This is a genomic window from Actinocorallia sp. API 0066, from assembly GCF_020991275.1.
In the GTDB taxonomy this organism is placed as follows: domain Bacteria; phylum Actinomycetota; class Actinomycetes; order Streptosporangiales; family Streptosporangiaceae; genus Actinocorallia.
The window spans coordinates 190294-213752 of the sequence record NZ_JAJLQY010000003.1 but is presented as its reverse complement, the minus strand read 5'-3'; the positions used below and the strand labels follow the sequence as shown (position 1 = coordinate 213752).

The window sequence follows — 23459 nt, the reverse complement described above, 5'->3', positions numbered from 1 at the left end:
ATGTGGCGTCATGCTCTCCGCACCCGTTGATCTCGCGACCAGCACCCGCACGGGCGCACATGTGCTCTTCGTCGCCTGGCGTGATCTCGCCAATCCGGCGGCCGGCGGCTCCGAGGTCCTCGTCGACCGGCTGGCCGCCGGGATGGTCGAGCGCGGGCACCGGGTGTCGCTGCTGGCCGGTGGGCCGTCCACGGCCCGGCCGTACCAGGTGGTGCGCAGCGGCGGGCGGCTCAGCCAGTTCCTGCGCGCCCCGCTCGTGTACGGGCGGCGGCTGCGCGACTGCGACGTGGTCGTCGAGGTCTGCAACGGCATGCCGTTCCTGACGCCCCTGTGGTCGGACAAGCCGACCATCTGCATGGTCAACCACGTGCACACCGAGATGTGGCCGCTGGAGTTCCCCGCGCCCATCGCCGCCGCTGGCAGCTTCCTGGAGCGCCGGGTCATGCCGTGGGCGCACCGCCGCAACCTGGTGCTGACGGTCTCCCCGTCCACCGCGCAGGCCCTGGCCGACCTGGGCGTCGACCGCGAGCGGATCCGGATCCTGCGCAACGGCGTCGAGGCCCCCGCCGAGCGCTACCCGCGCTCGTCCGGCCCGCTGTTCGTGGCGCTCGGCAGGCTCACCGCGCACAAGCGGATCGACCTGCTCCTGCGGCTGTGGGAGCGGGTGCGGCCGATCACGGGCGGCCAGCTCGTCATCGTCGGCGACGGCCCGGAGCGGGCCCGCCTGGAGGCCCTCGCGGGCCCTGACGTCGTCTTCACGGGCCGGGTGGACGAGGAGACGAAGCAGCGGCTGCTCGGGCAGGCGTGGTTGCTCCTGCACCCCGCCTCGGTGGAGGGGTGGGGCATCGTGGTCGCCGAGGCCGCCGTCCGTGGCACCCCCGCGATCGGCTTCTCGGTGCCCGGCCTGCGCGACTCCGTCGTGCACGGTGAGACGGGCCTGCTGGCGGGCACGGAGAGCGAGTTCGTCTCCCACTGGGCCTCGCTGGCGCTGGACGACGCGCGGCGGCTCCGGGCGGGCGAGGCGGCCAGGACCCGCGCCCTGGAGTTCACCTGGGACGGCGCCGTCCGCACGTTCGCCGACGTCGTCGACGAGGCGCTCACCCGCTGACCCTGCCGCCGGGAGCCGTCCGGGATCTCAGCCGGTCGGCTCCTGGCGCAGGGCGCTGGTGATCGCCTCGATCAGGTGCCGCCGGGCGTCCGACGGCTCGTCCGCCGTGAAGACCATGCCGTCCAGCGGGGCGACGAGGCTCCGCAGCCCGGTGACGTCCACCCGGTCACCGACCCCGACGACGATCGCCCTGACCGGACGCTGGGGGGACACCTCCGCGGAGAGCCTCCTGACCGTCTCGGCGAGGCTGAGGCCGCTCGACCCACGGACGCCGTCGGTGAGGATCAGCAGCACGTTCGTCCGGTCCGGCCGGTAGGTGCCCGACAGGTCGCGGAAGCCCGCGAGGAACGCCTCGTACAGCGCCGAGCCACGGCGGGGGAGCGGTTTCACCCGGTCGTAGCGCTGCTTGAGCTGCGCCCGCCGTGTCGTCTCACCTAGCTGCTCGTCCAGGGGGCCGGTCGGAACCAGCTGTTCCCAGGGCCGTTGCCCGGCCGAGCCCGCGAAGGTCCACATGCCGACGTCGGTGTCGTCGGGCAGGAGTTCGAGCCCGGCCCGCGCGAAGTCGGCGAGGAGGGACAGCCCGGTTCGCCCCGGCCGCACCTCGGATCCCATCGACCTGGAGACGTCGAGGAGGACCAGCATCCTGAGGCCGCGGTTCACCCGGGTCCAGACGGCGAGGTCGGCGGTGATCTCCCGCTCGCCCGGCGCCGCGAGCACCCGCGGCGGGCTCGGGAACACTCCGAGGTCGGCCGTGAACGTGCTCGGGGCGTGGCTTTCCGGGGTGCGGAACCCTTCGGCGAGCAGCGCGCGCCGGGTCGGCTCGCCTTCGAGTTCGGCGCGCAGCAGCTCGGCGGCGGCCCGGCGGCGCGGATCGCCGTTGAGCACCGCGAGGGGGTAGTCGAGCATCGGGACGCCGAAGGCCGGATAGGCGGCGCGGATCTTCCGTCCGCCCGCTTCGGTGTTGTGCTTCCACACCATGCGCTCCGGCAGCACGGCGAGGGTGTCGTCGAGGGAGGCGGACGTCTCCGCCGTCCGCCGTCCCATCTCCCGGACGAACGCGGTCCGCCGGGTCGGGTCGGCGATCATGGTCCGCGCCGCGGCGAGGAGTTCCGTGCCCGCCGCCTCCCGGAACGGGTCGGGCAGCCGCGCCTTCCCGCCCTCGGCGACGTGGTCGAACAGCTCTTTCCAGGTGCGGATCCGGTCGGCCTTGGCGGTGCCGGCCGGCTGCGAGATCACCAGTGGCGACCGGGCGAGGGAGAGGCCGGAGAGGCCGTGCCGGGCGAGCCAGGTCGAGGAGTCCGGAATCCAGACGTCCGTCCGCTCCACGTCGGTCAGCGCCTCCCCGGACAGGATCCGGGAGATCTCGTCGGGACGCCGTTCGCCGACCCTGAGCCGCAGACAGCGCGGTTCCAGGGTCGGCTGGACCCTCTCGGCCGCCGCGGTGACCGCGGGCAGCAGTTCGGCGACCACCGAGACGCCGACGTCCTGGACCTCGTCGGTCGAGCACGGCGGCGTCCTGGTGATCGCGAACAGGGCGGGCGCGAGCAGCAGGGCGACGCCCCCGGCCATGGCCAGGCGGCGGCGGCGTGGACCCTGCTCAGTCACGCGTCGGCGCGATGCGTACCGCGGTCACGGCCGGTGGCCCAGGCGCCCAGGCCCACCAGGAGCGCGCCGCCGAAGAGGGCGGCGAGCGGCGCGGTGACCGTGATGAGCTGGATGCGCGACGCCGAGGAGTTCGCGCGGGCCGCCGCCTCGCGGCGGGCGGCGTCGGTGTGCTCGAAGTCGCCGCGCAGCGCGGTCGCCCGGTCGACGCCGTCCTCGGTGCGGAGGGTGACGTGGACCTGCTGGAGGGTCTTGACGGTCGCGCCGCTGCGCGGGTCGATCCACAGGGTGATGTCCGCGGTGTACGTCCGCTGGGCGGGGACCGAGGGGACCTTCATGCCGACCAGCGAGCCGGGAACGTCGATCTTCCCGCCGACGGGGGTGGGGGCGACCTTGCCGGCGAACCGGTAGGTCTTGATGCCTTCGACCGTCTCCTCGCCCTGGTAGCCGGCGAGCCAGCTGGTGTTCGCGTTCCAGTTGTAGACCTCGTAGGTCTTCTTCTCGACCTTGCCGATCGGGAAGAGGGGGCTCTGTCCGGTCTGCACCGCGCTGGTGTCTCCCTCGTGGGAGCCGCCGTCCTTCAGCGCGCCCGTCTTGCGGTCGAGCACGATCCGGGCGGACGTGTAGGTGACCGCCGCGGTGCTCACGGTGTCCTCCACCGCGCTGAAGACGTCCCAGAGGGCGGTGTCGGCGGTGCTGTCGTCGGGCGAGCCCTTGAAGGTCGTGGTGTTGATCAGTGACGCGTTCTCCACCACGGTGCCCTTGCCGTCAATGTACGTGGATCCGGGGGCCGTCAACGTGGTCTTGATCGTGTCACCCGAGGGCGCGACAACAAGCCGGTCCGCCACGTGGAAGCGCAGCAGGGGGGCGAGGAACAGGGCGGCGAATCCCAGGGTCAGCAAGACGACGCCCACTGTTCTGCGCATGCGGCTACCTCCGGAGGAAAAGGGGGGATGGATCCATCCGAAAGATAGTGACGACGTTCACACGCGAGACCAACGGCGTGCCCTCCAATGTTGCTTGTCGGCGCCGACAATTTCCGCCGGGGATTTTGCGGCGGTCCCTTTTTTGATCAGGCCCGCGCCCGGCACTGGTCGAACGGACAAAGAGTTTTGTCGGAGGCATGGTTGCCCCGGGGGTGCCGGGGCGTTGACGATGCTTCCCATGTGCATGCGGAGGCTGGCGCGCGACGCCCGGGGAACCGCCGTCCGGATCGGCGCGCGGAGGCGGCGCCGATGACCGTCGGTTCGCTCCAGGGCTTCTACGAGGAACCCGACGCGACGGTGGTGTCGGGTCCCGAACGCGCGGACAGGCAGCTCGCGATGGTGCGCGACCTGCTGGACGGGCCGCCGCTGCGCGTCCTCGACGTCGGCTGCGGCGACGGCGCGGCCACCGGCGCGCTGATCGCCCGCCATCCGGGGCACTCCGTGGTCGGCACGGACTGGTCGATGATGGCGCTCCGCCGGGCGCGGGAGCGGGGTGTCCCCGTCGTGCGGGCCGGGACGGACGCGCTGCCCGTCGCGGACGGGTCCGTGGACGTCGTGTTCATGAGCGAGCTGATCGAGCACCTCGTGGACACCGACGCCGCGCTGGAGGAGATCCACCGGGCCCTGAAGCCCGGCGGCACCCTCCTGATCTCGACGCCCAACCTCGCCGCCTGGTTCAACCGGGCGCTGCTCGCCGTCGGCGTCCAACCGGTCTTCTCCGAGGTGAGCCTCCGCGCGATCCATGGCCGTCCGGGCGAGGAGGTGGTGGGGCACCTGCGCATGTTCACCCTGCGGGCCCTGACGGGCCTGCTGGAGGCCAACGGCTTCCGCTGCGACCGGATCGCCGGCGCGCCCTACCACGACGTGCCGCGCCCGCTGCGGCCGCTGGACCGGCTGATCTGCCGCAGGCCGTCGCTGGCCAGCATCCTCCTGGTGCGGGCCGTCCGCCTTTGACCCGTGGCACGGGGGCGCGTCCCCCCGGTAAGGAGGAACGGTGGGCAGGGCGGTTCCCTTCACCTACGTCGAGGAGCTGAACCGGGTCTTCGACACGTCGGAGGAGCCCAACGTCGTCCACGTCGAGCTCCGTCCCCTGGCTCCGCTCGACGCGGCGCGGCTCAGGTACGCCGTCCAGGAGGTGGCGGCGCATCCGCTGGTCCGGCGCCGCGCCGTCGGGAGCGGCTGGCTCAGACGGCCCCGCTGGGTCGATCCCGGCGGGCCCGACGTTGATCCGTTGGAACGGGTCGGCTGGCGGGACGAAGCCGATCTGGCACGGCTGCGCGACGGGCTGCTGTCGGCTCCGCTGCCGACGACGGCGGGGCCGCTGTTCCGGGTCACGCACGCGGTCGGGCCCGGCGGGGACGTCGTGGTGCTGCGCGCCCATCACGCCGCCTACGACGGCATCGCGACGCTCGACCTCATGAACACGATCACCCGGGTGTACCGGGGCCTGCCCACGGAGATCGCCCTCGCCCGCGCGGTGCCGCGCACGGCTGCCGCCCAGGCCGCTTCGTCGTCCGCGCCGCGTCCCGTCCGCATCGCGCCGGAGGGCGGCACGCCGGGGCGGCCCGGTAGCGGTGCCGTCCTGGTGTCGACGGAGGTGCCGCGTTCGGCCTCGGGCACGGTCAACGACGTCATGGTCGCGGCGCTGGCGCGGACGGTCCGCCGCTGGAACGCGGCAAGGGGCGCCGCGGAAGGCGCGGTGCGCGTCACCGTGCCCGTCAACACACGGCCCCGCGCGGACTGGTGGCGTGGATTCGGCAACAGCTCACGGCTGACCACGGTGTCGGCGGAGCCGTCGTCCGACGGCGCCGCCCTGATCGCCGACGTCGCGGCCCAGATGGCCGCTGGCAAGGCGGTCGTCGGCCCGCCCGTCTCCTGGCAGCTCCGCGTCCTGACCGGCCCCTGGGCCCCCTCCGCCACCCGCCGCCGCGTCATGACCACCCTGCGCCGCCTCACCGGCGAACGCCTGGCCGACACCGTCCTCCTCTCCAACCTGGGTCTTCCGCCCGATCCGCCCCGCTTCGGCCCCGACCCCGAGCCCCTCTGGTTCTCCGCCCCCGCCGCCCTCCCGCGCGGCCTGTCCGTCAGCGCCGTCACCACCGCGAACCGCCTCCACCTCTGCTTCCGCTACCGCCACCCCCTCTTCGACCACCCCGCCGCGACCTCCTTCGCCACCGCCTACCTCACCGCCCTGTCGAGCCTGACCACCGCCCCGAACCCCCACTGAGCCACCCGCTACCGGGGATCCACCACTGTGCGCCCGTGGTCACGGTCTTGCCTACCCGCCGCCGACCGGCGATCGGCTTGCCGTGCGGACGGCGATCGTCCGATCGCCCGTGGCCGGGGATCCGACACCGCGTGTGCGTGGTCGTGCTTACGCGCTGCCGCCCGGTGATCGGTTCGGCGTGGTGATCGGGGCCGCCTGATTGTTCGTGGCCGGGGATCCGACACCGCGTGTGCGTGGTCGTGCTTACGCGTTGCGGACCGGTGATCGGTTCGGCGTGGTGATCGGGGCCGCCTGATCGCCCGTGGCCGGGGATCCGGCACCGCGTGGTTGTGCCTGCGCGCGGCCTTGGGGTGGGTTGAGGGTGGTTGGTCTGGTGGTGGGCGGGCGCTAGGAGGGGTGGGGGAGGGACGGGGTGGGGAGGTGGAGGGCGGGGGAGAGCCAGCGGTGGAGGAGGGTGCGGAGGTGGGTGTCGGAGGGGGGTGGGTCGCTGGGGTGTTGGAGGAAGGAGGTGAGGAGGCGCATGATGATCTCGGCGAGGCTGTTGAGGTCGGTGTCGGTGAGGCCGGCGGCGTCCCAGTCGACGGGGTAGCGGCGGAGCATGCGGGCGCCGTAGGCGATCGTGTCGGCGGTGGTCGCGCCACGGCCGAAGGCGGTGGAGTCGGCGAGCTGGAGGAGCAGGCTGAGGCGCGGCTCGGTCGGGATGGTCCGGACACAGAAGATCATGCCCTCGACCACGGCCTCGGCCGGATCGGTGACGCCCTGGAGGTGGTCCACCAGCCGGTCCACGAACGAGGCGGCGCCCTGGGCGGCCACCTCGCCGATGATGTCGCTGATCCGGTCGAAGTGGCGGTACACCGTCTGGCGCGTGACGCCGAGTTCGTTGGCGACGTCGGAGAGCGTCGTCTTGGCGACGCCGTGCCTGTCGACGCAGCGGGCCGTCGCGTCGATGATGCGCTGCCGGGCCTCGGCGTGCGATGCGGGGGGCCGCCCGCCCCAGCCGTGGTGCGCCATGATCCTAGGATCGCACAGGCGCCGCCGTGGCCGGTGAGCCGGTCGCGCGCAGCGCCGCCGCGACGAACCCGGTGGCGGCGACGGCGCACAGCGCGGCGTACCAGAGGCTCCCGGTCGGCGTGCCCTGCCCGGTGACGCCGTCCGTCGCCGCGAGGTACGCGGGCAGCGCGCCGAGCCACAGCGCGACGTGCACACCGAGGAACGCCGCCGGATAGGTCCGCGCGAACAGCGGCGACGCCGCCTCGGAGCGCCCGGCCCGCCAGGCGTCCGCGAGCAGACAGAGCCCGACGACCCAGACGACGACGAGCTCGACGGCGAGGATCGCCCGCTGGATCCCGAGCTGGCCGTCGCCCCGGAAGGCCCCGCTGGGCGCGCCCGCGACGATCATCGCCAGCGGCGTCACGGCGCCCGCCACGAGGGCACGCCACCCGATCCCCCAGCCGGTGACCCGCCTTTCCCCGCCCCCGGTGAGCCGGACCACGAGGTACGTCAGCGCCCCGAAGGAGACCGACGCGAACAACAGCATGCTGTTCATCGGCACCGAGCCCAGCGCGGGCTGGTTGATCATCGTGTTGTCGGGGTTCCACACCCACCACCTCAGCTGCGGGCCGAGGTGGTCGAAGATCTCGTAGAACACCTGGCAGGCGAACGCGACGGCCAGAGAACCCAGCAGCGGCCCGCGCCGCGCGAAGACACCGAGCGTCCTGACGAGCTCGTAGGCGAGCTGCGAAAGCGCCGGATAGAACGCGACGATGTAGAGCGGCAGCCTGTCGTACATGAACTGCACGGTGAACACGTTGTGGGAGAAGATGAACCCGACGTGCTCGGTGAGGCCGAACCATCCGGGGAAGTACAGGGGCGGTTCGATCACCGCGAGGTAGCCGACCGAGGCGAACCACAGGGTGAGGTTCACCGGGTCGCCGTCGCGCCGCCACCGTCGCCAGGCGTGCGCGAACGCGAACACCGCACCGGCGACGACGAGCAGTTCGAGGACGGCCATGGTGCCGTTCTCCAGGCCGAACGGGTCGCGGAAGCTGACGACCGGGCTTGCGTCGTCGCAGGAGAAGCCGAGCCCTTCGGCGAGGCGCTCGGCGACCGCGTCACAGGTGTAGTCCATCGCTGCCTCCGGGGGCTCAGGCGTCCACGAGCGCGGCGCGGCGGGCGGCCAGCGCCGTGTAGTCGGTGCCGGGCGGGTCGTGCCGCTGGTCGAAGCCGCCGGGCACCACGGTCCGGCCGAGCCGCCGGCGCAGCTTGTACCGGGCGATGCCGAACCAGAACCGGGGGTCCCGCGCCATCTCCCTGAGTGACTTGTCCAGGTTGAACACCTGCGCGAACGTCCGCTCGACGTAGGCGTCCTCGCGGCTCGCCGCGTTGATGGCGTTGAAGACCGGCCAGCTCAGCCGGGCGGCGACCGCGCGCCGCCAGGGCGCGACGGTCTCGGTGCCGGTCGCGAAGCCGTAAGCCTGGTCGCGGGCCATCGCCAGCATCCAGGGGACGTCCAGCGACTTCTTCTGCTCGGCCAGGAAGGCCCGCGTGAAGGCGGAGTCGACGGCGCCGCGGGTGGCCAGCAGGGCGTCGAGGATGAGCGCGGAGCGGGCGGCCGAGCTCATGCCCTGCGCGTAGAACGGGTTGAACGCGCAGATCGAGTCGCCGACGCAGACGAGCCCGACCGGCGGTGTGTCGAGGAGGTCGAAGCGGCGCCACTTGTTGCCGGTGGCGCGGGTCAGGTGCACCTCGGACGTGGGTGTGCAGGCCCGGGTGGCGGTGCCGAAGGTCGTAGCCCGCACCTTGTCTACCGCCGCCTCGAACGCCTCGGCCTTACGCGGCATCTCGATGCCCCACGAGCCCATGCACACGATCGCGCGGTCGCCTTCGATGGGGAAGAAGTTGCTGAGGAACTCGTGCTCCTCGGGGTGCTCGCCGGTGTCCTGGGTCGGCGTGACGACGAGGTGCTTCCACCACCACGCCGGGGGGCGTTTCTCGGCGGGAGGCAGGTCGTACCAGCGCGAGGTGTAGGTGACCTTCGCGTCCAGGGTCCGCTCGGGGGGCGCCGCCCAGCCCGTCCCGACGAGCCAGTCGATGACGGACGAGCCCCGGCCCAGGGCGTCCACGATGAGGTCGGCGGACAGGTGGTGGTCACCGTCGTCGTCGCGGTACTCGACGCCTTCGACGCGCCCGTTCACGGTGCCGCCTCCGGTGGACCGCAGCCCGGTGACCGTCACGCCCTCGCGGATCTTGATGACGGGCAGCTCCCGGACCTTCTCGCGCAGGACCCGTTCGATGAGCACCCGCGAGCTGTACACCATCGTCATCGAGCCCTCCTTGCGCGGGGCCCAGCCGTCGTTCTCGCAGTACGCGGCGTCCATCGACGGCATCAGCCGCATCCCGCCCGCCGCGATCAGCGCCTCCTCGAAGCCGGGCAGGATCTCGCCGATCGCACGCCGCCCGGAGTTGAGCAGGAAGTGCGGGTGCTTGCTCTGCGGCACCCCCCTGCGGTGTTCCGCCCCCGGCGGCAGCCGGTCCCGCTCCAACACAACAACCTCGTCAAAGTGCCGCGCCAACACCCCGGCCGCACACAACCCCGCGACACTCCCGCCCAACACCACAGCCCTCTGCCCACGCATCCCGCCACCACCTTCATTCATACAGATAATGAGTGAATGTATGGTCCAGACCGAACGAGGTCAAGACTTCGTCCCAATACGGCCCTTTCCGGCCGGGGTTACCAGGATCGTGCGGAGTCGAGAAGAAGGTCGCGGACGAGCGCTGCGTGCGGAAGCGCCGGAGCGCCCGCCCGTTGGACGAGGAAGCCGGTGTTGATGGGCGGGTCCTCGGGGTCGAGGAGGAGTTGGAGTGCGCCGGAGGCGAGGTTGGCGGCGCACAGGTAGCGGGGTAGGACGGTGACGCCGGCGCCCGCGAGGGCGGCTGCCTTCACCGCCCGCAGGTCGGGGATGACTACGGCGGGATCGGCGAGGAGTCGGGTGCCGAAGACGTGCCGCCAGTAGCGGCGCAGGATGGGCAGGTCGTCGGCGTATGACAGCAGTGGCACGTTTGTGAGGGCGGTTGGGCCGTCTGCGGCGAGGGAAGCCAGCCGGGCGGCCCAGGTGGGTGCCGCGACGAGTACGAACTCCTCGTCCAGTAGCGGTTCGGCGATCAGGGTGCGGCCGCGCGGGCGGATCGCGGAGACGACGAGGTCGAAGCGGCCCGCTCGTAGTCCGGCGAGGAGGTCGTCGGCGAGTCCGGTGGTGACGCGCAGCCGCACGCCACGGTTCACGAGCGGGGCGAGCGCGGGCAGTACCAGGGCGGCGAGCAGTTCGGCGGGCCCGCCGAGCAGGACCGGCGGCTCGGGGGTGCGTTGCTCGGGCGGTCCTCCTCCGGCGACGGCCTCCAGTGCGTCCATCGGCCCGGCGAGTCGGGCCGCCAGGTCGTCGGCGGCGGCGGTCGGCGCGACGCCGCGTGGCAGCCGCTCGAACAACTGCCGCCCTAGCCGTTCCTCAAGCGCCCTGAGCTGCGTCGTCACGGTCGGCTGCGACAACCCGACCCACCGTGCCGCCGCCGTCAGCGACCCCGCCCGATAGACCGCGAGGAACGTTCGCAACTGCCCAAGATCCAGCGGTGTATTGGAACTCCTATCGGTCACCCAGGAAGTCTATTTCGTACCTTTCGGGCCCTCTTGACCCCGGTCATCGGAATCCCGATGGCTCCCATTGATCATCCGATGGATCGTGCTGTTCCCACGCGCGCCGGATCTGTCTACCCTGCACATGTTCGACATTGTCGAACAGAGATCGGTGATGTCGTGAGGTGCCCGCCCGACGTACGCGCGGCCCTCCGCAAGAAAGCTGGTACCACCCCATGAACAGAACGAGAGCACTGCTTCTGCTGGCGCTCTCCCTGGTCCTCCTCGGCGGCGGCCTCGCCGCCTGGACGCAGACCAGCGGAGGCAGGACGGAGATCCAGGACGTCCGCTTCACCGGCGACGACGGCCGCCAACTGTCGGGCCTGCTCTATGTCCCCGACGGCGTCAGCGCCGCGAACCCCGCGCCCGGCGTCCTCGCCGTGCACGGCTACATCAACTCCCGCGAGACCCAGGACGCGTTCGCCATCGAGTTCGCCCGGCGCGGCCACGTCGTCCTCGCCCTCGACCAGCAGGGGCACGGCAACTCCGCGCCGCCCGCGTTCGCCCACGGTTTCGGCGGCCCGGCCGCCCTCGCCTATCTGCGCTCCCTCGACATCGTCGACAAGGACAACATCGGGCTCGAAGGCCACTCCATGGGCGGCTGGACGGTCCTGGCCGCCGCGCAGGCCATGCCGGACGCCTACCGGTCGATGATCCTCGTCGGTTCGTCCCCCGGCGCGCCGTTCGCGGCCGAGGCCGACACCTCGTGGCCGCGCAACGTCCTCAACATCTACGGGACGTGGGAGGAGTTCTCGCCCCTCATGTACGCCGTGGACGACCCGGGCGACGCCAACGCCTCCGCCAAGATGAAGGCGCTCTTCGGCACGGCCGAGACGGTCGAGGAGGGCAGGCTCTACGGGTCGGTCGCGGACGGCACCGCGCGCAAGCTGCTCCGGCCGGTCAACACCCACCCCGGTCTGCACGCCGACCCGCGCGTCGTCGCGGCCTCCGCCGACTGGTTCGCCGCGACGCTCGACGGCGGCCGTCCGGCGGCCGGGCAGACGTGGTGGCTCAAGGAACTCGGCACCTTCGCGGCGTTCGTCGGCGGTGTCCTGTTCCTCTTCCCGTTCGGCAGGCTGCTGCTGGCCACGCCGTACTTCGCGCCGCTGCGCCGGAGCGTCCCGCGCCCGCGCGGCGTGAGGCCGGGCCCGGCCTGGTGGGCGACGGCCGCCGTCGCCACGGCGATCCCCGCCGTCACCTACTTCTGGCTGCAGAACCGCACGACCGCGCTCCTCCCGGTGAGCGGCTGGTTCCCGCAGGAGATCACGACGGGCGTCATGGGCTGGGCGGTCGGCAACGCCGTCATCTCCCTCGTCCTGCTGCTGGTCTGGCACTACCGGGCGAACCGGACGGCGACCCTCGCCGACTACGGGCTGCACACCCGTGGCCTGGGCCGTGCCGTCGTCTTCGCCGCGACGGTCACCGGCGGCCTCTACCTGCTGCTCGCCTTCTCCGACTGGGCGTTCAAGACGGACTTCCGGCTCTGGATCCTCCAACTGCACCTCATGGACGCCCTGCACTTCCGGATCTTCCTGACCTACCTGCTGCCGTTCACGTTCTTCTTCGTCGTCCTCGGGGTCGTCCTGCACGGCCAGCTCAGGGGCGCGGAACGTAGCCTGCGCCGGGACCTCGCGCTGAACGTCGGGGTCCTGGTGACGGGGATCGCGGTCCTCGTCGTCGCCGACTACCTGCCGCTGCTCGCGGGCGGCACCCTGGCGATCCCGGGGCAGCCGCTGCTGATCATCATCGCGATGCAGTTCGTGCCTCTGCTCGCCGTCGTCGCGCTGGTCTCCACGTACTTTTACCGGCTGACCGGCAGCGTGCTGCCCGGCGCGTTCGTGAACGCCGTCTTCATCACCTGGGACCTCACCGCGGGCACCGCCACCCAGCACCCGGTGGACGCGTGGGGCGGCGCGACGGGCCTCGTCCGCGTCGGTCTCCCGGTGCTCGCCGGGGCGGTGCTGCTCGTCCTCGCGGTGCGGAGGCTGCGCGGCCCGAGGGAGGCCGTCGAGCGGGAGACCGTCTGACGGGGCCGTCGCACACTTCGCCGGGGTCCCGACGACGTGCCTCGCCGCCTCCAAGTATCCTCGCCTTGTCGAGCTCCGGGACGGGCTTCCGCTGACGTCCACGGGCGGGATCCTGAGGCGTGAGTTCAACGGCTGAGCATCAGCCACACAGACTCGCCGGGGTGTGAGGCCAAGGCGAGACCAGGGTGGCGTCTCCACGGAGGCGCCACCCTGGTTCTTTGCTGGTGTGGGGTCAGAGGTCGAGTTCTAGGTCGGTGAGGGGGTAGGCGACGCAGGAGTGGACGTGGCCTGAGGTGGCGTCCGAGAGGCGGAGTTGGGCCTCCTGCGCGTTGTGGACGTCGCCCTTGCGGACGCGAACGCGGCACAGGCTGCACTCGCCGGAGCGGCACGCTGCCTCGGGCCGGACGCCCTGGTCCTCCAGCGCGTCCAGGAGGGGACGGGACCGGGGCGTCCGGAAGGAGCGGCCCCGGAACGTCACCGTGACCTCCTCGGCCGGGTCGGCGTCCGACGGCCAGTGCGGCTGCGCCTCGGGACGGGCCGGGGCGCCGTTGGCCTCGAAGCGGATCCGGCGGCGGGGGTGGCCGAGCGCCGTGAGCTGGTCGAGCGCGTACGGGTAGAGCGCCTGCGGCCCGCACACGTAGACCATGCGGCCGTCGAGCGGCCCGGCGAGCGTGCTGATGATGCCGGACGTGAGCAGCCCGGTCGGCCCTGCCCAGGACGGGTCGGGCTCGCCGATGACGTGGTCGACGCGCAGGTCGGGGTGGTCGGCGGCGAGCGCGTCCAGTTCGTCCCGGAAGATCACGTCATCGACGTTCCGGGATCCGTAGATCAGATGGAAGCGGCGGCCGAGTCTGTCGTCCGCGATCTCACGGATCATGCTCATCGCCGGGACGACACCACTGCCTCCGGCCAGGAAAACGACGTCCTCGCCGTGGAACAGCGGGTTGTGGTGGAACGTCCCCATCGGTCCGGACGTGGTGAGGACGTCGCCCACGGCGACGGTGTCGATCAGGTGGTTGCTGACCCGTCCGCCGGGCACCCGCCGGACGGTCAGGTCATAACGGTCCAACCGGGACGGGCTTGACGAGATCGCATAAGGCCGGTTCGTCCCGTCGGTGAACACGGCGACGTACTGGCCCGCCAGGAACGGCGGCAGGTCGGACCCGTCCGGGCGGCGCAGCCGGAACGTCCTGGTGGAGGCCGTCTCCTCGATCACCTCGGTGACGGTGAGCGCCAGCCGCTTCGGGTGGCGGCCCTCGATCAGCCGCGCCGTCTCGGCGAGGTGGTCGGCGGGGTCGGCGGCGCGGGCGTCGATCTCGGCCTGGACGTCGTCATGGCCGTCGAAAAGATGGGCTATGGGGTGTTTCACGGAGTCTCCGGAGGTCAGGCGGCCGTGCGGCGCAGCAGGCGGCGGGCGACGCGGGCGCCCGATTCGAGGGTCGGTTGGAACCCGCCGATGCCCGCCCAGGACCCGGCGAGGTGGAGGCCGGGCACATGGCTCTCGCGTTCGCTGTTGCGGAACAGCCAGTTCTCGGTGCGGTCCTGGTCGTACCCGTAGATGGCGCCGCCCGGATGGCCCAGATAACGGGCCATCGTGAGGGGTGTCGCGACGTCGACCTCCTCGATCGCGTCGCGGATTCCGGGGGTCGCCTTCTCGCACAGGTCGAGGAGGGACTCGGCGTAGGCGAACTTCGTGCGCGCGTAGTCCCGGGGCGCCACCTTGTCCCACGCGTCGGCGTACTGGAGGCACATAAGGCTGACGTGTGTGGCGCCCGACGGGGCGAAGCCGATAGGAGCGACGTCGTAGGACGTCACGCAGATACCCCGGACGGGTTCGAGCGTGTGCCACGACGCGTGCGCACGGTCGTCGTCGGTGTCCACGCTGACAAAACTCGTGCTCGCGGTGAACCCGAGTTCGGCCGGGGTGGCGTCGAGGCCCAGGTGCAGCACGAACCCGGACACACCGACCCTGCGGGTGGCGAGGTCGGCGCGCGCGGCGAGCGGCGCGTCGGCGTCGAGCATGCCGTAGGTGGTCGGCAGCGACGCGTTGGAGACGACGTGCGCCGCCGTGACCTCCTGGCCGTCGTCGAGCCGGACGCCGACGACACGTCCGCCGTGGGTGAGGATCTGCTCCACCGCGGTGTTGAAGCGGACCTCGCCGCCCGTCCGCAGGAAGGCGTCCAGGAGGCCGCTGGACATCGCCTGGGAGCCGCCGCGCACGTGCCAGGGCTTGAACTCCAGGTACGCGAACAGGGTCAGCGCCAGGTCCTGGAAGGCGAGCCGGGACGGCGGCTGCCCGAGATAGACCCAGTAGTTGCCGAGGACGAACTTGATCCCCGGATCGGCGAAATGGTCGTCCAGCACGTCCTTCAGCGGCCGCAGCGCCTGCCGGAACAGCACCGGGTCGAGCTGTTCGGGCGGCATGCCCCGCATCGCCGCGATCTGCCCGAACGTGACGTCCTTGACGAGCTGGAAGAACCGCTCGACGGCGCTCCGGTTGCCGGGGAAGGCGGCCTCCAGCGCGTCGGCGGCGCCCGCCCAGTCGGCGGGGAGCGTGACGTCGAACCGGCCGGGGACGACGGAGCGGTACAGATCGTCCTCGCGCACGAACTCCAGCTCGACGTCGAGCCCGTCGAACAGGCGGCGCAGCCCGAACGGCTGCCCCTCCTCACCGACGCCGGACAGCTGGTGCAGCGCGACCTCGAACTCGTACCTGCCGCGCCGGAACGACGTGCCGCAGCCGCCGGGCACGTTGTGCCGCTCCACGAGCAGGGTGCGCAGCCCGGCCCGCTGCAGCGTCGCGGCGGCGGTGAGGCCCGCGTTGCCCGCGCCGACGACGATCGCGTCGTAGTCGTTCACGCGCCCGCCGCCTCGCGCTGGATCCGCTCGAACTGGGCGGCCATCGCGTCGGCGAGGGCGTTGGCGGCGGACAGGGGGCGGACCATGACCGTGAAGTCGTCGATCAGCCCGTCCTCGTCGAAGTGCAGGAAGTCGCAGCCGTTGACCTCCTTGCCGTTGACCTTCGCCTTGAAGACGAGCGCGTGGTCGCGGCCGTCGGCGGAGGCGATCTCGCGGACGTAGTGGAAGTCCTCGAACACCCGCAGGACGCCGCGCAGGATCGCCGCGGTGATCGCCTTGCCCGGGTACGGCTTGAACGCGACGGGGCTGGTGAACACGACGTTCTCGGCGAGCAGCGCTTCGATGGCGGCCTCGTCGCGGGCCTCGACGGCCTTGCGGAACGCGGTCATGGGCGGTCCTCCTACTAAATTTTTTGACTAGGTGCATTGGAGGGTACGTGCCCGGCCGGGCGGCTGTCTACTCAGGCATGCACTTGAATAGTCACTTTTTTGTCTATTCTGCGATGTGGGTATCCTGGGGGCATGGCACTGCGCAACGCGGTCATGGCCGCGCTTCTGGAGGGCGAGGCGTCCGGCTACGACCTGGCCAAGGGCTTCGACGCGTCCGTGGCCAACTTCTGGATGGCCACCCCGCAGCAGCTCTACAAGGAGCTGGAGAAGATGGAGGCGGCCGGGCTGATCTCCGCCCGCGTCGTGGAACAGGAGCGCAGGCCCAACAAACGCGTCTACACGCTGACCGAGGCGGGCCGTGCGGCGCTCCGGGCGTTCACCGCCGAACTGCCCAAACCTGGCGCGATCCGGGACGAGCTGCTCGTCAAGGTCCAGGCCGTCGACGTGGGCGATACCGAGGCCGTCCGCGCCGCCATCGCCGAACGCCTGGAGTGGGCGCGCGCCAAACTCGCCCGCTACGAACGGCTCCGCGCCAAACTCCTCGACGGCCGCACCGAGGAGGAGCACCTGGCCCACGGCGACCGTGTAGGCCCCTACCTCACCCTCCTCCGCGGCATCTCCTTCGAGCAGGAGAACATCACCTGGGCCGAACACGCCCTCACCGTCCTCGCCCAACGCACCACCACCCCCACGCGGTAAGCGACCTCGGGTCGCTTACCGCGTGTCAGCGGACCTTGGCGCGGTGCTGGGCGGGGGTGAGGCCACGGGTGCGTTTGAAGGCGGTGCTGAGGGCGAAGGGGCTGGCGTAGCCGACCCTGCGGGCGATCGTGTCGAGGGTGAGGGCGGGGTCTTCGAGGAGGTCGGCGGCCAGGCTCAGCCGGTGCCGGGTGAGGTGCGCCATCGGGGGTTCGCCGACGAGCGAGGTGAACCGCCGCGTCAGCGTGGAGCGGGAGACGGCCAGCTCGGCCGCCAGGAGATCGACCGTCCAGGGATGCGCCGGGTTGTGGTGCAGTAGCCGCAGGGCGGGCCCGACGAGGGGGTCGGCCCGCGCGCGGTACCAGGCGGGCGGCCGCGCGTCGGGACGGGTCAGCCAGGCGCGCAGGAGGGTGATGGTCAGCAGGTCGAGGAGGCGGTCGAGGATGGCGGGCTGTCCGGGGGAGTCGCTCGTGATCTCCTCGGTGAGGGCCGCCACGAGCGGCTCCCTGGACGCGTCGGCCGGGAGCGTGAGTAGCGGCGGCAGAGCGTTGAGGAGGTCCTGGGTGGTCTCCGTCGCCGTCTCGTAGGTGCCGGTGAGCATCACCGTCGCGCCGTCCCGGCTGTTGCCCCACGTGCGGACGCCCTGCGACATGCGCTCCGCGAGCCTGGTGCCGTCCAGGGACGTGCAGACCTGGCCCGGATGGATGACGATCCGCGCGGGCGTCTCCGGCGCGTCTGACACCGTGTAGGCGTGCGGGCCACGGGCCAGCGCCACCTCACCGGCCGCGAGCCGGACGGGCGGCCCCGTCTCCGGGCTGATCCAGGCGTGCCCCCTGACGATGACGACGACCGTCAGCGGGGCGCGGTCCTGGACGCGCATCGACCACGGCGGGTCCATCACCGACCGGAGCAGGAACGCGCCGCGGGCCCGTGGACCGTCCAGGAGGGCGGCGAGAGGGTCCATGGCTCGACGGTAGCGCCTGCGCCGGACGCGTATGCGCGTGCGCCGCCCGGCCATGGAGTTCGTCGCCGTCGGCCGATGGGATGGGAGGTGTCGGCGTCAGGCCGACCCTGCGAACCCCGTTGAAGGAGTACCTGTCATGCGCGCGCTGCTGCTCGTCTCGACCGTCGGCGCCGGGCTGAGCGCCGGTGTCTTCTTCGGCTTCTCCACCTTCGTCATGCGGGCCCTGGGCGACCTGCCTCCGGCCCAGGGCGTCGCCGCGATGCAGTCGATCAACCGCGCGGCCCCGCACCCGCTCTTTATGCTCGCCTTGTTCGGCACCGCCGTGACGGGCGTCGCCGTCGGCGTGGCGGGGCTGCGCGACACCGACGCCCCGGGCGCCGTCCACGCGATCGTAGGGGCGTCCCTCTACCTGATCCCGGTGGTTCTGACGGTCGTCTACCACGTGCCTTACAACAACCGCCTTGACGCCCTGACGGCCGCCGCGCCCACGACCGCCGACTTCTGGCACACCTACCTGTCGCGCTGGACGACCGCCAACCACTTCCGCACCCTGGGCGCCCTCTCCGCCGCCGTAGCCTTCGCCCTCGCCTACCGCAGCGCCAGGTGACCCGGCCCGGGGGCGGCCGCTCCCGACGAAGTCGGGGTCGCGAAGCGGCCGTCCTCCGGGCCAATCGAGCACAGACCGGCGGCGTCAGGAGACGAAGTCGGGCCAGCCGGTGGCGAGGTAGTGGAGGAAGGCGGGGCCGACGGACTCGTTGACGAAGTGCTCGCGCGGCCTCGGTTGGACGAGCCGGAAGGACGGGTCGGCCAGGGCCAGCCGGGGGAAGTCGTGGTGCAGGATCGCCCCGGCGCCGACGAGGACGAAGTCGGCGCCCCGGTCGAGGCACCACGCCGCGTCCGGCGCGGAGGCGATCTTCCCGGCCACGCCGAGCCGGGTCGTTCCGCGAGGCAGCCCGGTGAAGTACTCGATGAGCGGCCTGTCCCGGTGCTCCTCCTCGTAGGTCTCCTTGAACGCGTCCCAGAGGGACATGTCCAAGTAGTCGAGGAGTCCGGAGGTGAGGACGTCGGCGGCAAGCGCGCGCGCTTCGGCGAGGGGGATGCCGTTCCGCTCAGGGGTGAGCCGGAGTCCGAGCTGGAAGCCGGGCCCCGTAGCGTCCCGGACGCCTTGCAGGATCTCCCAGACGATCCGCTGACGGTTCTCGAACGAGCCGCCGTACCGGTCGGCCCGCGTGTTGTGGGGGCTGAGGAACTGGCACAGGAGGTAGCCGTGCGCGCCGTGCACCTCGACCCCGTGGAACCCGGCCCGCTCGGCCCGGACGGCGGCCGCCACGAAGTCCTCCACGACCTGCCCTACCTCGGCCGTCGTCAGCGCGCGGGCGTCCTTCTCGGCGTCGTCCCACGGCGCGACGACCGGCACGCCGGACAGCCGGGCGTTGGCGCGCCGCCCGCCGTGGTGGAGCTGGAGCGCCGCGACGGCCCCGGCCGCGCCGATCCCGGCCGCGAGCCGCGCGAGGCCCGGCAGGAACCTGTCGTCCCACGCCGCGAGCTGGCCGGGAAACGCCTGCCCCGCCCGCGCGACGTGCGCGGCGCAGGTCATCACCATGCCGAACCCGCCCTGCGCGCGGCGGACGAGCCAGCCGTACTCGTCGTCGGAGAGCGTGCCGTCCCGGTGGCTCTGCATGTTCGTCAGCGGCGCGACGGCGAACCGGTTGGTCCAGGCCGGACCGTGGGCGAGGTCGAGCGGCGCCGCGAGGGGCTCCGTCACCTGTGCTGTGTCTCCCATGGAGGCGAACCTACGACGTCAGCGGGGATGGCTTGGACATGACCCCCTAATGAGCGGGAACCTTGGTGAGCTTTTCCGGGTTCCGGACGCAGTAGATGGCGGTGACACGGCCGTCGCGCACCTCCAGCGCGGTGATCTGGTCCAGGGCGCCGTCCAGATAGGCGGTGATCGAGTGCATCCCGTTGGTGACCCCGACGCGGATGTCCAGGACGCCCATCCGGGCGCCCTTGGCGAACAGCCCCAGGAGCAGGCGGGCCACCTTGTCGGGGCCGTGTACGGGCCTGCGTACCGCGCTGACGACACCGCCGCCGTCGGCCAGGAAGACGACGTCGGGGGCGAGCAGGTCCATCAGCGACTGGACGTCGCCGGTGGCCGCGGCCGTCAGGAACCGCTCCACGACGGGCCGCGCCTCGGCGGGGTCGGCGATCGCGGCGCCCCGGCGCTCCCGGACGTGCGCGCGGGCGCGCCGGTTGAGCTGCCGCACCGCCGCCTCGGACCTGCCGACGGCCGCCGCGATCTCCGGATAGCCGAAGTCGAACACCTCCCGCAGGACGAAGACCGCGCGCTGCGCCGGGGTGAGCGTCTCCAGCACGAGCAGCATCGCCGTGGTGACGGCCTCGCCGGTGAGCACGTGGTCGAGGCCGGGGTCGGCGCCGTCCGTCGCCAGCGGCTCCGGCAGCCACGGGCCGACGTACTCCTCACGACGCCTGGCAGCCGAGCGCAGCAGGTCCAGCGCCCTACGGGTGACGACACGGGCCAGGTAAGCGCGCGGGTTGTCCACCGAGGCGTGGTCCACCGCCTGCCAGCGCAGGTAGGCGTCCTGGACGACGTCCTCGGCGTCGGCGACCGAACCGAGGATCTCGTAGGCGATCGAGAACAGCAGCGGCCGGTGCGCCGCGAACTCGTCGGCCGGGTCGCTCACTTCGGGCCCCGGAGCCAGCCGTAGACGGCCGTGCGGGCGCCCGTCCGGGCGTAGCGGACGATGGTCTCCTTGGCGACGGCGGCGGCGCGTCCGGCGAGATGGAGACCGCGCGGGGAGTCGTCGCGCCGGGTCGTCTGGATCACCGCGTCGCGGCGGCCCAGGCTGATGGCCTGCCCCGCGTAGCCCATGGAGTAGGGCGCGGGCCGCCTTCCGGTGAGCACACGGGCGAGGGTGTCGGCGGCGTGCGCGCCCTGCGGGAGCGCCGTCGCGCAGGCGGCCCGCGCGCCGGGCACCGCGGCGCAGTCGCCGACGACGAAGATCCGCTGGTCCGACACGCTGCGGAGCGTCTCGTCGACGATCGCGCGGCCTTCGCCGTCCACCTTGAGGCCGCTGCGGGCCGCCAGGTCCGGGACGCCTTCGAGGATCGCCCACAGGGTGAGGCCGGAGGCGATCCGTCCGCCCGAGGCCAGGAGGACGGCGCCGGTCTCGGGGTCGAGGCCCGCGAACGTGTCCTGGACGACCTCCACGTTGAGCCTTTCCAGGCCCTTGCGGACGCGCCTGCGACCGCCCTCGGCGAGACTGTCCCCGAGCGTCGGGCTGACGAGGCTGACGCGCAGATCCGGACGGGCGGACGCGACCTCGGCGGCCGTCTCGATGCCCGTCAGGCCGCCGCCGACGACGGTCACCGGGCTTCCGTCGGGCAGCCCGGCCAGCGCGGCGCGGCCTTGCTCAGCCCCCTCCCAGGTGCCGACCGGGATGGTGCCTTCGGGTGCCCTGACGGTGCTTCCGACGGCGAGGAAGAGGTAGTCGAACCCGGACACCTCGCCGTCCTGGAGGGTGACCTCGCCGTCGCCGATCCGCTCGACCGTGCCGAGCCGCACCCGGACGCCGTCCCGGAGCATCGCCGAGAGCGGCGTCGCCGCGCCCCCGCCGCCCGCGACCCGCTCGTGCAGCCGCACCCGCTCCACGAACTCCTCCCGTGGATTGATCACCGTGACCTCCGCCCCCTTCACCTTCCGAGCCGCCCGATTGGCCGCGATCGTCCCCGCGTACCCGGCGCCCACCACAACAATCTTCATCCCGACCTCCTCTGAGTACCGAACCGCCCATAGGACGAGACACCCCCGCGCTTTGTGACACCTCCGGGCAAGTGATCCACCTCACCCGCCGCCCGCGCGGGGTTAGCCCGTTGTGGCCTGGCGGTAAGTTCGGTCGGTGGTGAGACGGGTACGGTGCGTGTCAGCTGTGGTGATGGTTGGCGTTGTTGAGGATGAGCGCGGTCGGCGGTGTCAGGAAGAGGTGGGCTCGTGGTTCGGGCCCCGGCGGGGTTGGTCAGGTGGTGGAGAGTTGGTGCCAGTGGGCGGTTCGGTGGCGGAGCCAGCGGTCGTGGGTGGCCAGGAGGACGGCGGCGGGGGTTGTTTCCAGGGCTTGGAGGAGGTCGTCCACGAGTTGGGTGGAGAGGTGGTTGGTGGGTTCGTCCAGGAGAAGGGCGTGGGGGCGGGTGGCGAGGGTCAGCGCGAGGTCGAGGCGGCGGCGCTGGCCGGTGGACAGGTCACGGACGGGACGGTCGAGGTCCCGGCCAGAGAGGAGGCCGAGCGAACGCAAGGAGACAGCTTCGCTTACCGGGAGTTCCCCGGCGGAGACGAGGGAGGCGACGTGCGCGTCGTAGACGTCGGCGGCCCCGCGGCCGTCCGCGCGGGTCGATTCCTGGCGGAGCAGCCGGATCCGCGCCTTCCGCGCGCCGCGGACGGTGCCGGACGACGGCGTGAGCCGACCCGCCAGGACATCGAGCAGGGTTGACTTGCCGGAGCCGTTCGGCCCGGTGAGCAGCACGCGCGACCCCGACTCCAGGGTGAGCGAGACGGGACGGCGCAGCCTGCCGTCGACCCGGACGTCCACGGCGTGCACGAGCGCCACGCCGGGCCGCGCGGGCAGTTCGGGCACCGACAGCCGCAGCGGCGGCGCCGGGATAGGCACCGGATGCCGCTCCAGCTCCGCACGCCTGCGGTTGACGGCCCGGACCAGGCCGGGCGCCCGGGTGGCCCGCTGGTGCTTGCCGGTGCCCTTGTCCGGCCGCCAGCCGGTGACGAGCCGGGCCTGGGCGGCGGCGAGGTCGGCGCTGAGCCGTGCGCGCTCGGCCTGCTGCCGCTCGTGCTCGTCGGCCCACCGGGCCAGCGCGGCGCGGCGGCCGTCGAGGTAGCCCGCGTAGCCGTCGCCGTAGACGGCGGGCCGCCCGTCCTGCGTCGGATCCAGGTCGAGGACGTGTGTGACGACGTCGGACAGCAGCGTCCGATCGTGCGAGACGATCACGACGCCTCCCGCGCGCTGCCTGAGCGCCGTCGTCAGGTGGTCGAGGGCGGCGGCGTCGAGGTGGTTGGTGGGCTCGTCTAGGAGGAGGAAGTCGTAGGGCGCGCCGAGCAGGCACGCCAGCCGGACCCGGTGCCGCCCGCCGACGGACAGTTCGCTGAGCGGGCGCGCCCTGTCGGTCTCGGCGCCGAGCGCGTCGAGGGCGACGTCGACGCGCCGCTCGGCGTCCCAGGCGTCGAGCGCCTCGGCCGCCTCCAGCGCGCGCTGGTAGGCGTCGTCGGCCCCGGCCCGGCCTTCGGCGAGCGCCTCGCCCGCCGCGTCGAGGGCGGCCAGCGCGGCCCGCGCCCCGGCGAGGTGCACCGCGACGACGTCGCCGACGGTCTCGGCGTTGATCTCCTGCTCGGCCGTCCCGAGCGTGCCGACCCGCCGCACTTCGCCCGCGTCGGGCGCGAGCCGCTCCGCGAGCACGTCCAGGAGCGTCGTCTTGCCGCGCCCGTTCTCCCCGACGACCCCCCACCGCGACCCGGGCGAGACGGTCAGATCCACCCCGGCCAGCACGGCCCGCCCACCCCGCGCCACCCGCACCCCGGCGGCGGTGAGCTGGGCACGCGAACGCGCCGGAACAACAAGTTCGAACCGCATGATTCTTCTTCCACCAACCGGGGACGCACCTCACCGGCACCCTCCCCAAGCGACCAACGGACACGTCAGCGCCCCACCACCTCACCACGGAGGCACAGGAGGCACATGGCCCGGGGGCGGGCGCTTCCCGACGAAGTCGGGAGTTGCAAAGCGCCTGCCCTCGGGCCGGTCGGACACAGTCCGGGGGTGGGCGCTTCCCGACGAAGTCGGGAGTTGCAAAGCGCCTGCCCTCGGGCCGGTCGGACACAGTCCGGGGG

The 23459-nt window shown here is 72.4% G+C and carries 20 protein-coding genes; 6 read left to right on the top strand and 14 right to left on the bottom strand.

The window, feature by feature from the left end:
* Window positions 1-10: 10 nt before the first annotated feature.
* Window positions 11-1108 (top strand): glycosyltransferase family 4 protein, encoded by a 1098-nt coding sequence (locus LO762_RS08785; RefSeq protein ID WP_230613883.1) that lies wholly within the window; start codon window positions 11-13, stop codon window positions 1106-1108.
* Window positions 1109-1135: 27 nt separating this feature from the next.
* On the opposite strand, the gene LO762_RS08780 is transcribed toward LO762_RS08785, so the two are convergent.
* Both LO762_RS08780 and LO762_RS08775 read right to left on the bottom strand, forming a co-directional pair.
* A complete protein-coding gene (locus LO762_RS08780) occupies window positions 1136-2713 on the bottom strand; it encodes a substrate-binding domain-containing protein (RefSeq protein WP_230613881.1) in 1578 nt (525 codons plus the stop codon).
* Window positions 2710-3636: a DUF3068 domain-containing protein gene (locus LO762_RS08775; protein WP_230613879.1), complete on the bottom strand. Its 927-nt coding sequence runs from the start codon at window positions 3634-3636 to the stop codon at window positions 2710-2712. The genes LO762_RS08780 and LO762_RS08775 overlap by 4 nt, the downstream gene beginning before the upstream one ends.
* Before the next feature lie 309 nt (window positions 3637-3945).
* On the opposite strand from LO762_RS08775, the gene LO762_RS08770 reads away from it, so the two are divergent.
* Both LO762_RS08770 and LO762_RS08765 read left to right on the top strand, forming a co-directional pair.
* Window positions 3946-4650 (top strand): class I SAM-dependent methyltransferase, encoded by a 705-nt coding sequence (locus LO762_RS08770; protein ID WP_230613877.1) that lies wholly within the window; start codon window positions 3946-3948, stop codon window positions 4648-4650.
* Window positions 4651-4690: 40 nt separating this feature from the next.
* Entirely contained in the window at window positions 4691-5923 is a 1233-nt protein-coding gene (locus LO762_RS08765) for a hypothetical protein (protein ID WP_230613875.1), read from the top strand.
* A gap of 387 nt (window positions 5924-6310) precedes the next feature.
* Here the strand turns inward: LO762_RS08765 and LO762_RS08760 are convergent, their stop codons facing one another.
* The 4 genes from LO762_RS08760 to LO762_RS08745 form a co-directional block, all read right to left on the bottom strand.
* Window positions 6311-6934: a TetR/AcrR family transcriptional regulator gene (locus LO762_RS08760; RefSeq protein WP_230613873.1), complete on the bottom strand. Its 624-nt coding sequence runs from the start codon at window positions 6932-6934 to the stop codon at window positions 6311-6313.
* A 4-nt stretch (window positions 6935-6938) separates the two neighbouring features.
* Complete coding sequence (locus tag LO762_RS08755; protein ID WP_230613872.1) at window positions 6939-8051, bottom strand: hypothetical protein; 1113 nt, start codon at window positions 8049-8051, stop codon at window positions 6939-6941.
* 16 nt (window positions 8052-8067) lie between these two features.
* Entirely contained in the window at window positions 8068-9558 is a 1491-nt protein-coding gene (locus tag LO762_RS08750; RefSeq protein ID WP_230613871.1) for an NAD(P)/FAD-dependent oxidoreductase, read from the bottom strand.
* Between the two features lie 98 nt (window positions 9559-9656).
* Entirely contained in the window at window positions 9657-10532 is an 876-nt protein-coding gene (locus LO762_RS08745) for a LysR family transcriptional regulator (RefSeq protein ID WP_230613870.1), read from the bottom strand.
* A 257-nt stretch (window positions 10533-10789) separates the two neighbouring features.
* Here LO762_RS08745 and LO762_RS08740 point away from each other — a divergent pair, with 257 nt between their 5' ends.
* On the top strand, window positions 10790-12640 hold the full coding sequence (locus tag LO762_RS08740) for a S9 family peptidase (RefSeq protein WP_230613869.1): 1851 nt from the start codon (window positions 10790-10792) through the stop codon (window positions 12638-12640).
* A 232-nt stretch (window positions 12641-12872) separates the two neighbouring features.
* Here LO762_RS08740 and LO762_RS08735 read toward each other — a convergent pair whose 3' ends face one another.
* Genes LO762_RS08735 through LO762_RS08725 form a run of 3 tightly spaced genes read right to left on the bottom strand, consistent with a single transcriptional unit; the run spans window position 12873 to window position 15888 of the window.
* On the bottom strand, window positions 12873-14009 hold the full coding sequence (locus tag LO762_RS08735; protein ID WP_230613867.1) for an FAD-binding oxidoreductase: 1137 nt from the start codon (window positions 14007-14009) through the stop codon (window positions 12873-12875).
* A gap of 14 nt (window positions 14010-14023) precedes the next feature.
* Entirely contained in the window at window positions 14024-15499 is a 1476-nt protein-coding gene (locus LO762_RS08730) for an NAD(P)/FAD-dependent oxidoreductase (RefSeq protein WP_230613865.1), read from the bottom strand.
* A complete protein-coding gene (locus LO762_RS08725) occupies window positions 15496-15888 on the bottom strand; it encodes a nuclear transport factor 2 family protein (RefSeq protein WP_230613863.1) in 393 nt (130 codons plus the stop codon). Before LO762_RS08725 ends, LO762_RS08730 begins: the two co-directional genes overlap by 4 nt.
* Before the next feature lie 132 nt (window positions 15889-16020).
* Between LO762_RS08725 and LO762_RS08720 the strand changes: the two genes are divergently transcribed.
* Window positions 16021-16587, top strand: a complete 567-nt coding sequence (locus LO762_RS08720; protein WP_230613861.1) for a PadR family transcriptional regulator — start codon at window positions 16021-16023, stop codon at window positions 16585-16587.
* A 25-nt stretch (window positions 16588-16612) separates the two neighbouring features.
* On the opposite strand, the gene LO762_RS08715 is transcribed toward LO762_RS08720, so the two are convergent.
* Entirely contained in the window at window positions 16613-17548 is a 936-nt protein-coding gene (locus tag LO762_RS08715; protein ID WP_230613859.1) for an AraC family transcriptional regulator, read from the bottom strand.
* Window positions 17549-17684: 136 nt separating this feature from the next.
* Here LO762_RS08715 and LO762_RS08710 point away from each other — a divergent pair, with 136 nt between their 5' ends.
* A complete protein-coding gene (locus LO762_RS08710; RefSeq protein ID WP_230613857.1) occupies window positions 17685-18155 on the top strand; it encodes a DUF1772 domain-containing protein in 471 nt (156 codons plus the stop codon).
* A gap of 84 nt (window positions 18156-18239) precedes the next feature.
* Here LO762_RS08710 and LO762_RS08705 read toward each other — a convergent pair whose 3' ends face one another.
* The 4 genes from LO762_RS08705 to LO762_RS08690 all read right to left on the bottom strand — a co-directional run bounded on the left by LO762_RS08705 (window position 18240) and on the right by LO762_RS08690 (window position 23202).
* Window positions 18240-19331, bottom strand: coding sequence for a hypothetical protein (locus tag LO762_RS08705; protein ID WP_230613855.1), 1092 nt, complete (start codon window positions 19329-19331; stop codon window positions 18240-18242).
* Between the two features lie 46 nt (window positions 19332-19377).
* Window positions 19378-20253 carry an RNA polymerase sigma-70 factor gene (locus LO762_RS08700; protein WP_230613853.1) on the bottom strand — a complete coding sequence of 292 codons (876 nt, stop codon included), beginning with the start codon at window positions 20251-20253 and terminating at the stop codon, window positions 19378-19380.
* Complete coding sequence (locus LO762_RS08695; protein ID WP_230613852.1) at window positions 20250-21332, bottom strand: NAD(P)/FAD-dependent oxidoreductase; 1083 nt, start codon at window positions 21330-21332, stop codon at window positions 20250-20252. The genes LO762_RS08700 and LO762_RS08695 overlap by 4 nt, the downstream gene beginning before the upstream one ends.
* 253 nt (window positions 21333-21585) lie before the next feature.
* Window positions 21586-23202, bottom strand: coding sequence for an ABC-F family ATP-binding cassette domain-containing protein (locus LO762_RS08690; protein ID WP_230613851.1), 1617 nt, complete (start codon window positions 23200-23202; stop codon window positions 21586-21588).
* Between the last annotated feature and the right edge of the window lie 257 nt (window positions 23203-23459).

What these genes read in the sequence shown, in the direction of transcription:
- LO762_RS08705 (WP_230613855.1), bottom strand. Translation starts at nt 19,331, where the DNA reads ATGGGAGACACAGCACAGGTGACGGAGCCCCTCGCGGCGCCGCTCGAC.
- LO762_RS08725 (WP_230613863.1), bottom strand. Translation starts at nt 15,888, where the DNA reads ATGACCGCGTTCCGCAAGGCCGTCGAGGCCCGCGACGAGGCCGCCATC.
- LO762_RS08760 (WP_230613873.1), bottom strand. Translation starts at nt 6,934, where the DNA reads ATGGCGCACCACGGCTGGGGCGGGCGGCCCCCCGCATCGCACGCCGAG.
- LO762_RS08785 (WP_230613883.1), top strand. Translation starts at nt 11, where the DNA reads ATGCTCTCCGCACCCGTTGATCTCGCGACCAGCACCCGCACGGGCGCA.
- LO762_RS08715 (WP_230613859.1), bottom strand. Translation starts at nt 17,548, where the DNA reads ATGGACCCTCTCGCCGCCCTCCTGGACGGTCCACGGGCCCGCGGCGCG.
- LO762_RS08770 (WP_230613877.1), top strand. Translation starts at nt 3,946, where the DNA reads ATGACCGTCGGTTCGCTCCAGGGCTTCTACGAGGAACCCGACGCGACG.
- LO762_RS08750 (WP_230613871.1), bottom strand. Translation starts at nt 9,558, where the DNA reads ATGCGTGGGCAGAGGGCTGTGGTGTTGGGCGGGAGTGTCGCGGGGTTG.
- LO762_RS08695 (WP_230613852.1), bottom strand. Translation starts at nt 21,332, where the DNA reads ATGAAGATTGTTGTGGTGGGCGCCGGGTACGCGGGGACGATCGCGGCC.
- LO762_RS08720 (WP_230613861.1), top strand. Translation starts at nt 16,021, where the DNA reads ATGGCACTGCGCAACGCGGTCATGGCCGCGCTTCTGGAGGGCGAGGCG.
- LO762_RS08775 (WP_230613879.1), bottom strand. Translation starts at nt 3,636, where the DNA reads ATGCGCAGAACAGTGGGCGTCGTCTTGCTGACCCTGGGATTCGCCGCC.
- LO762_RS08755 (WP_230613872.1), bottom strand. Translation starts at nt 8,051, where the DNA reads ATGGACTACACCTGTGACGCGGTCGCCGAGCGCCTCGCCGAAGGGCTC.
- LO762_RS08710 (WP_230613857.1), top strand. Translation starts at nt 17,685, where the DNA reads ATGCGCGCGCTGCTGCTCGTCTCGACCGTCGGCGCCGGGCTGAGCGCC.
- LO762_RS08740 (WP_230613869.1), top strand. Translation starts at nt 10,790, where the DNA reads ATGAACAGAACGAGAGCACTGCTTCTGCTGGCGCTCTCCCTGGTCCTC.
- LO762_RS08690 (WP_230613851.1), bottom strand. Translation starts at nt 23,202, where the DNA reads ATGCGGTTCGAACTTGTTGTTCCGGCGCGTTCGCGTGCCCAGCTCACC.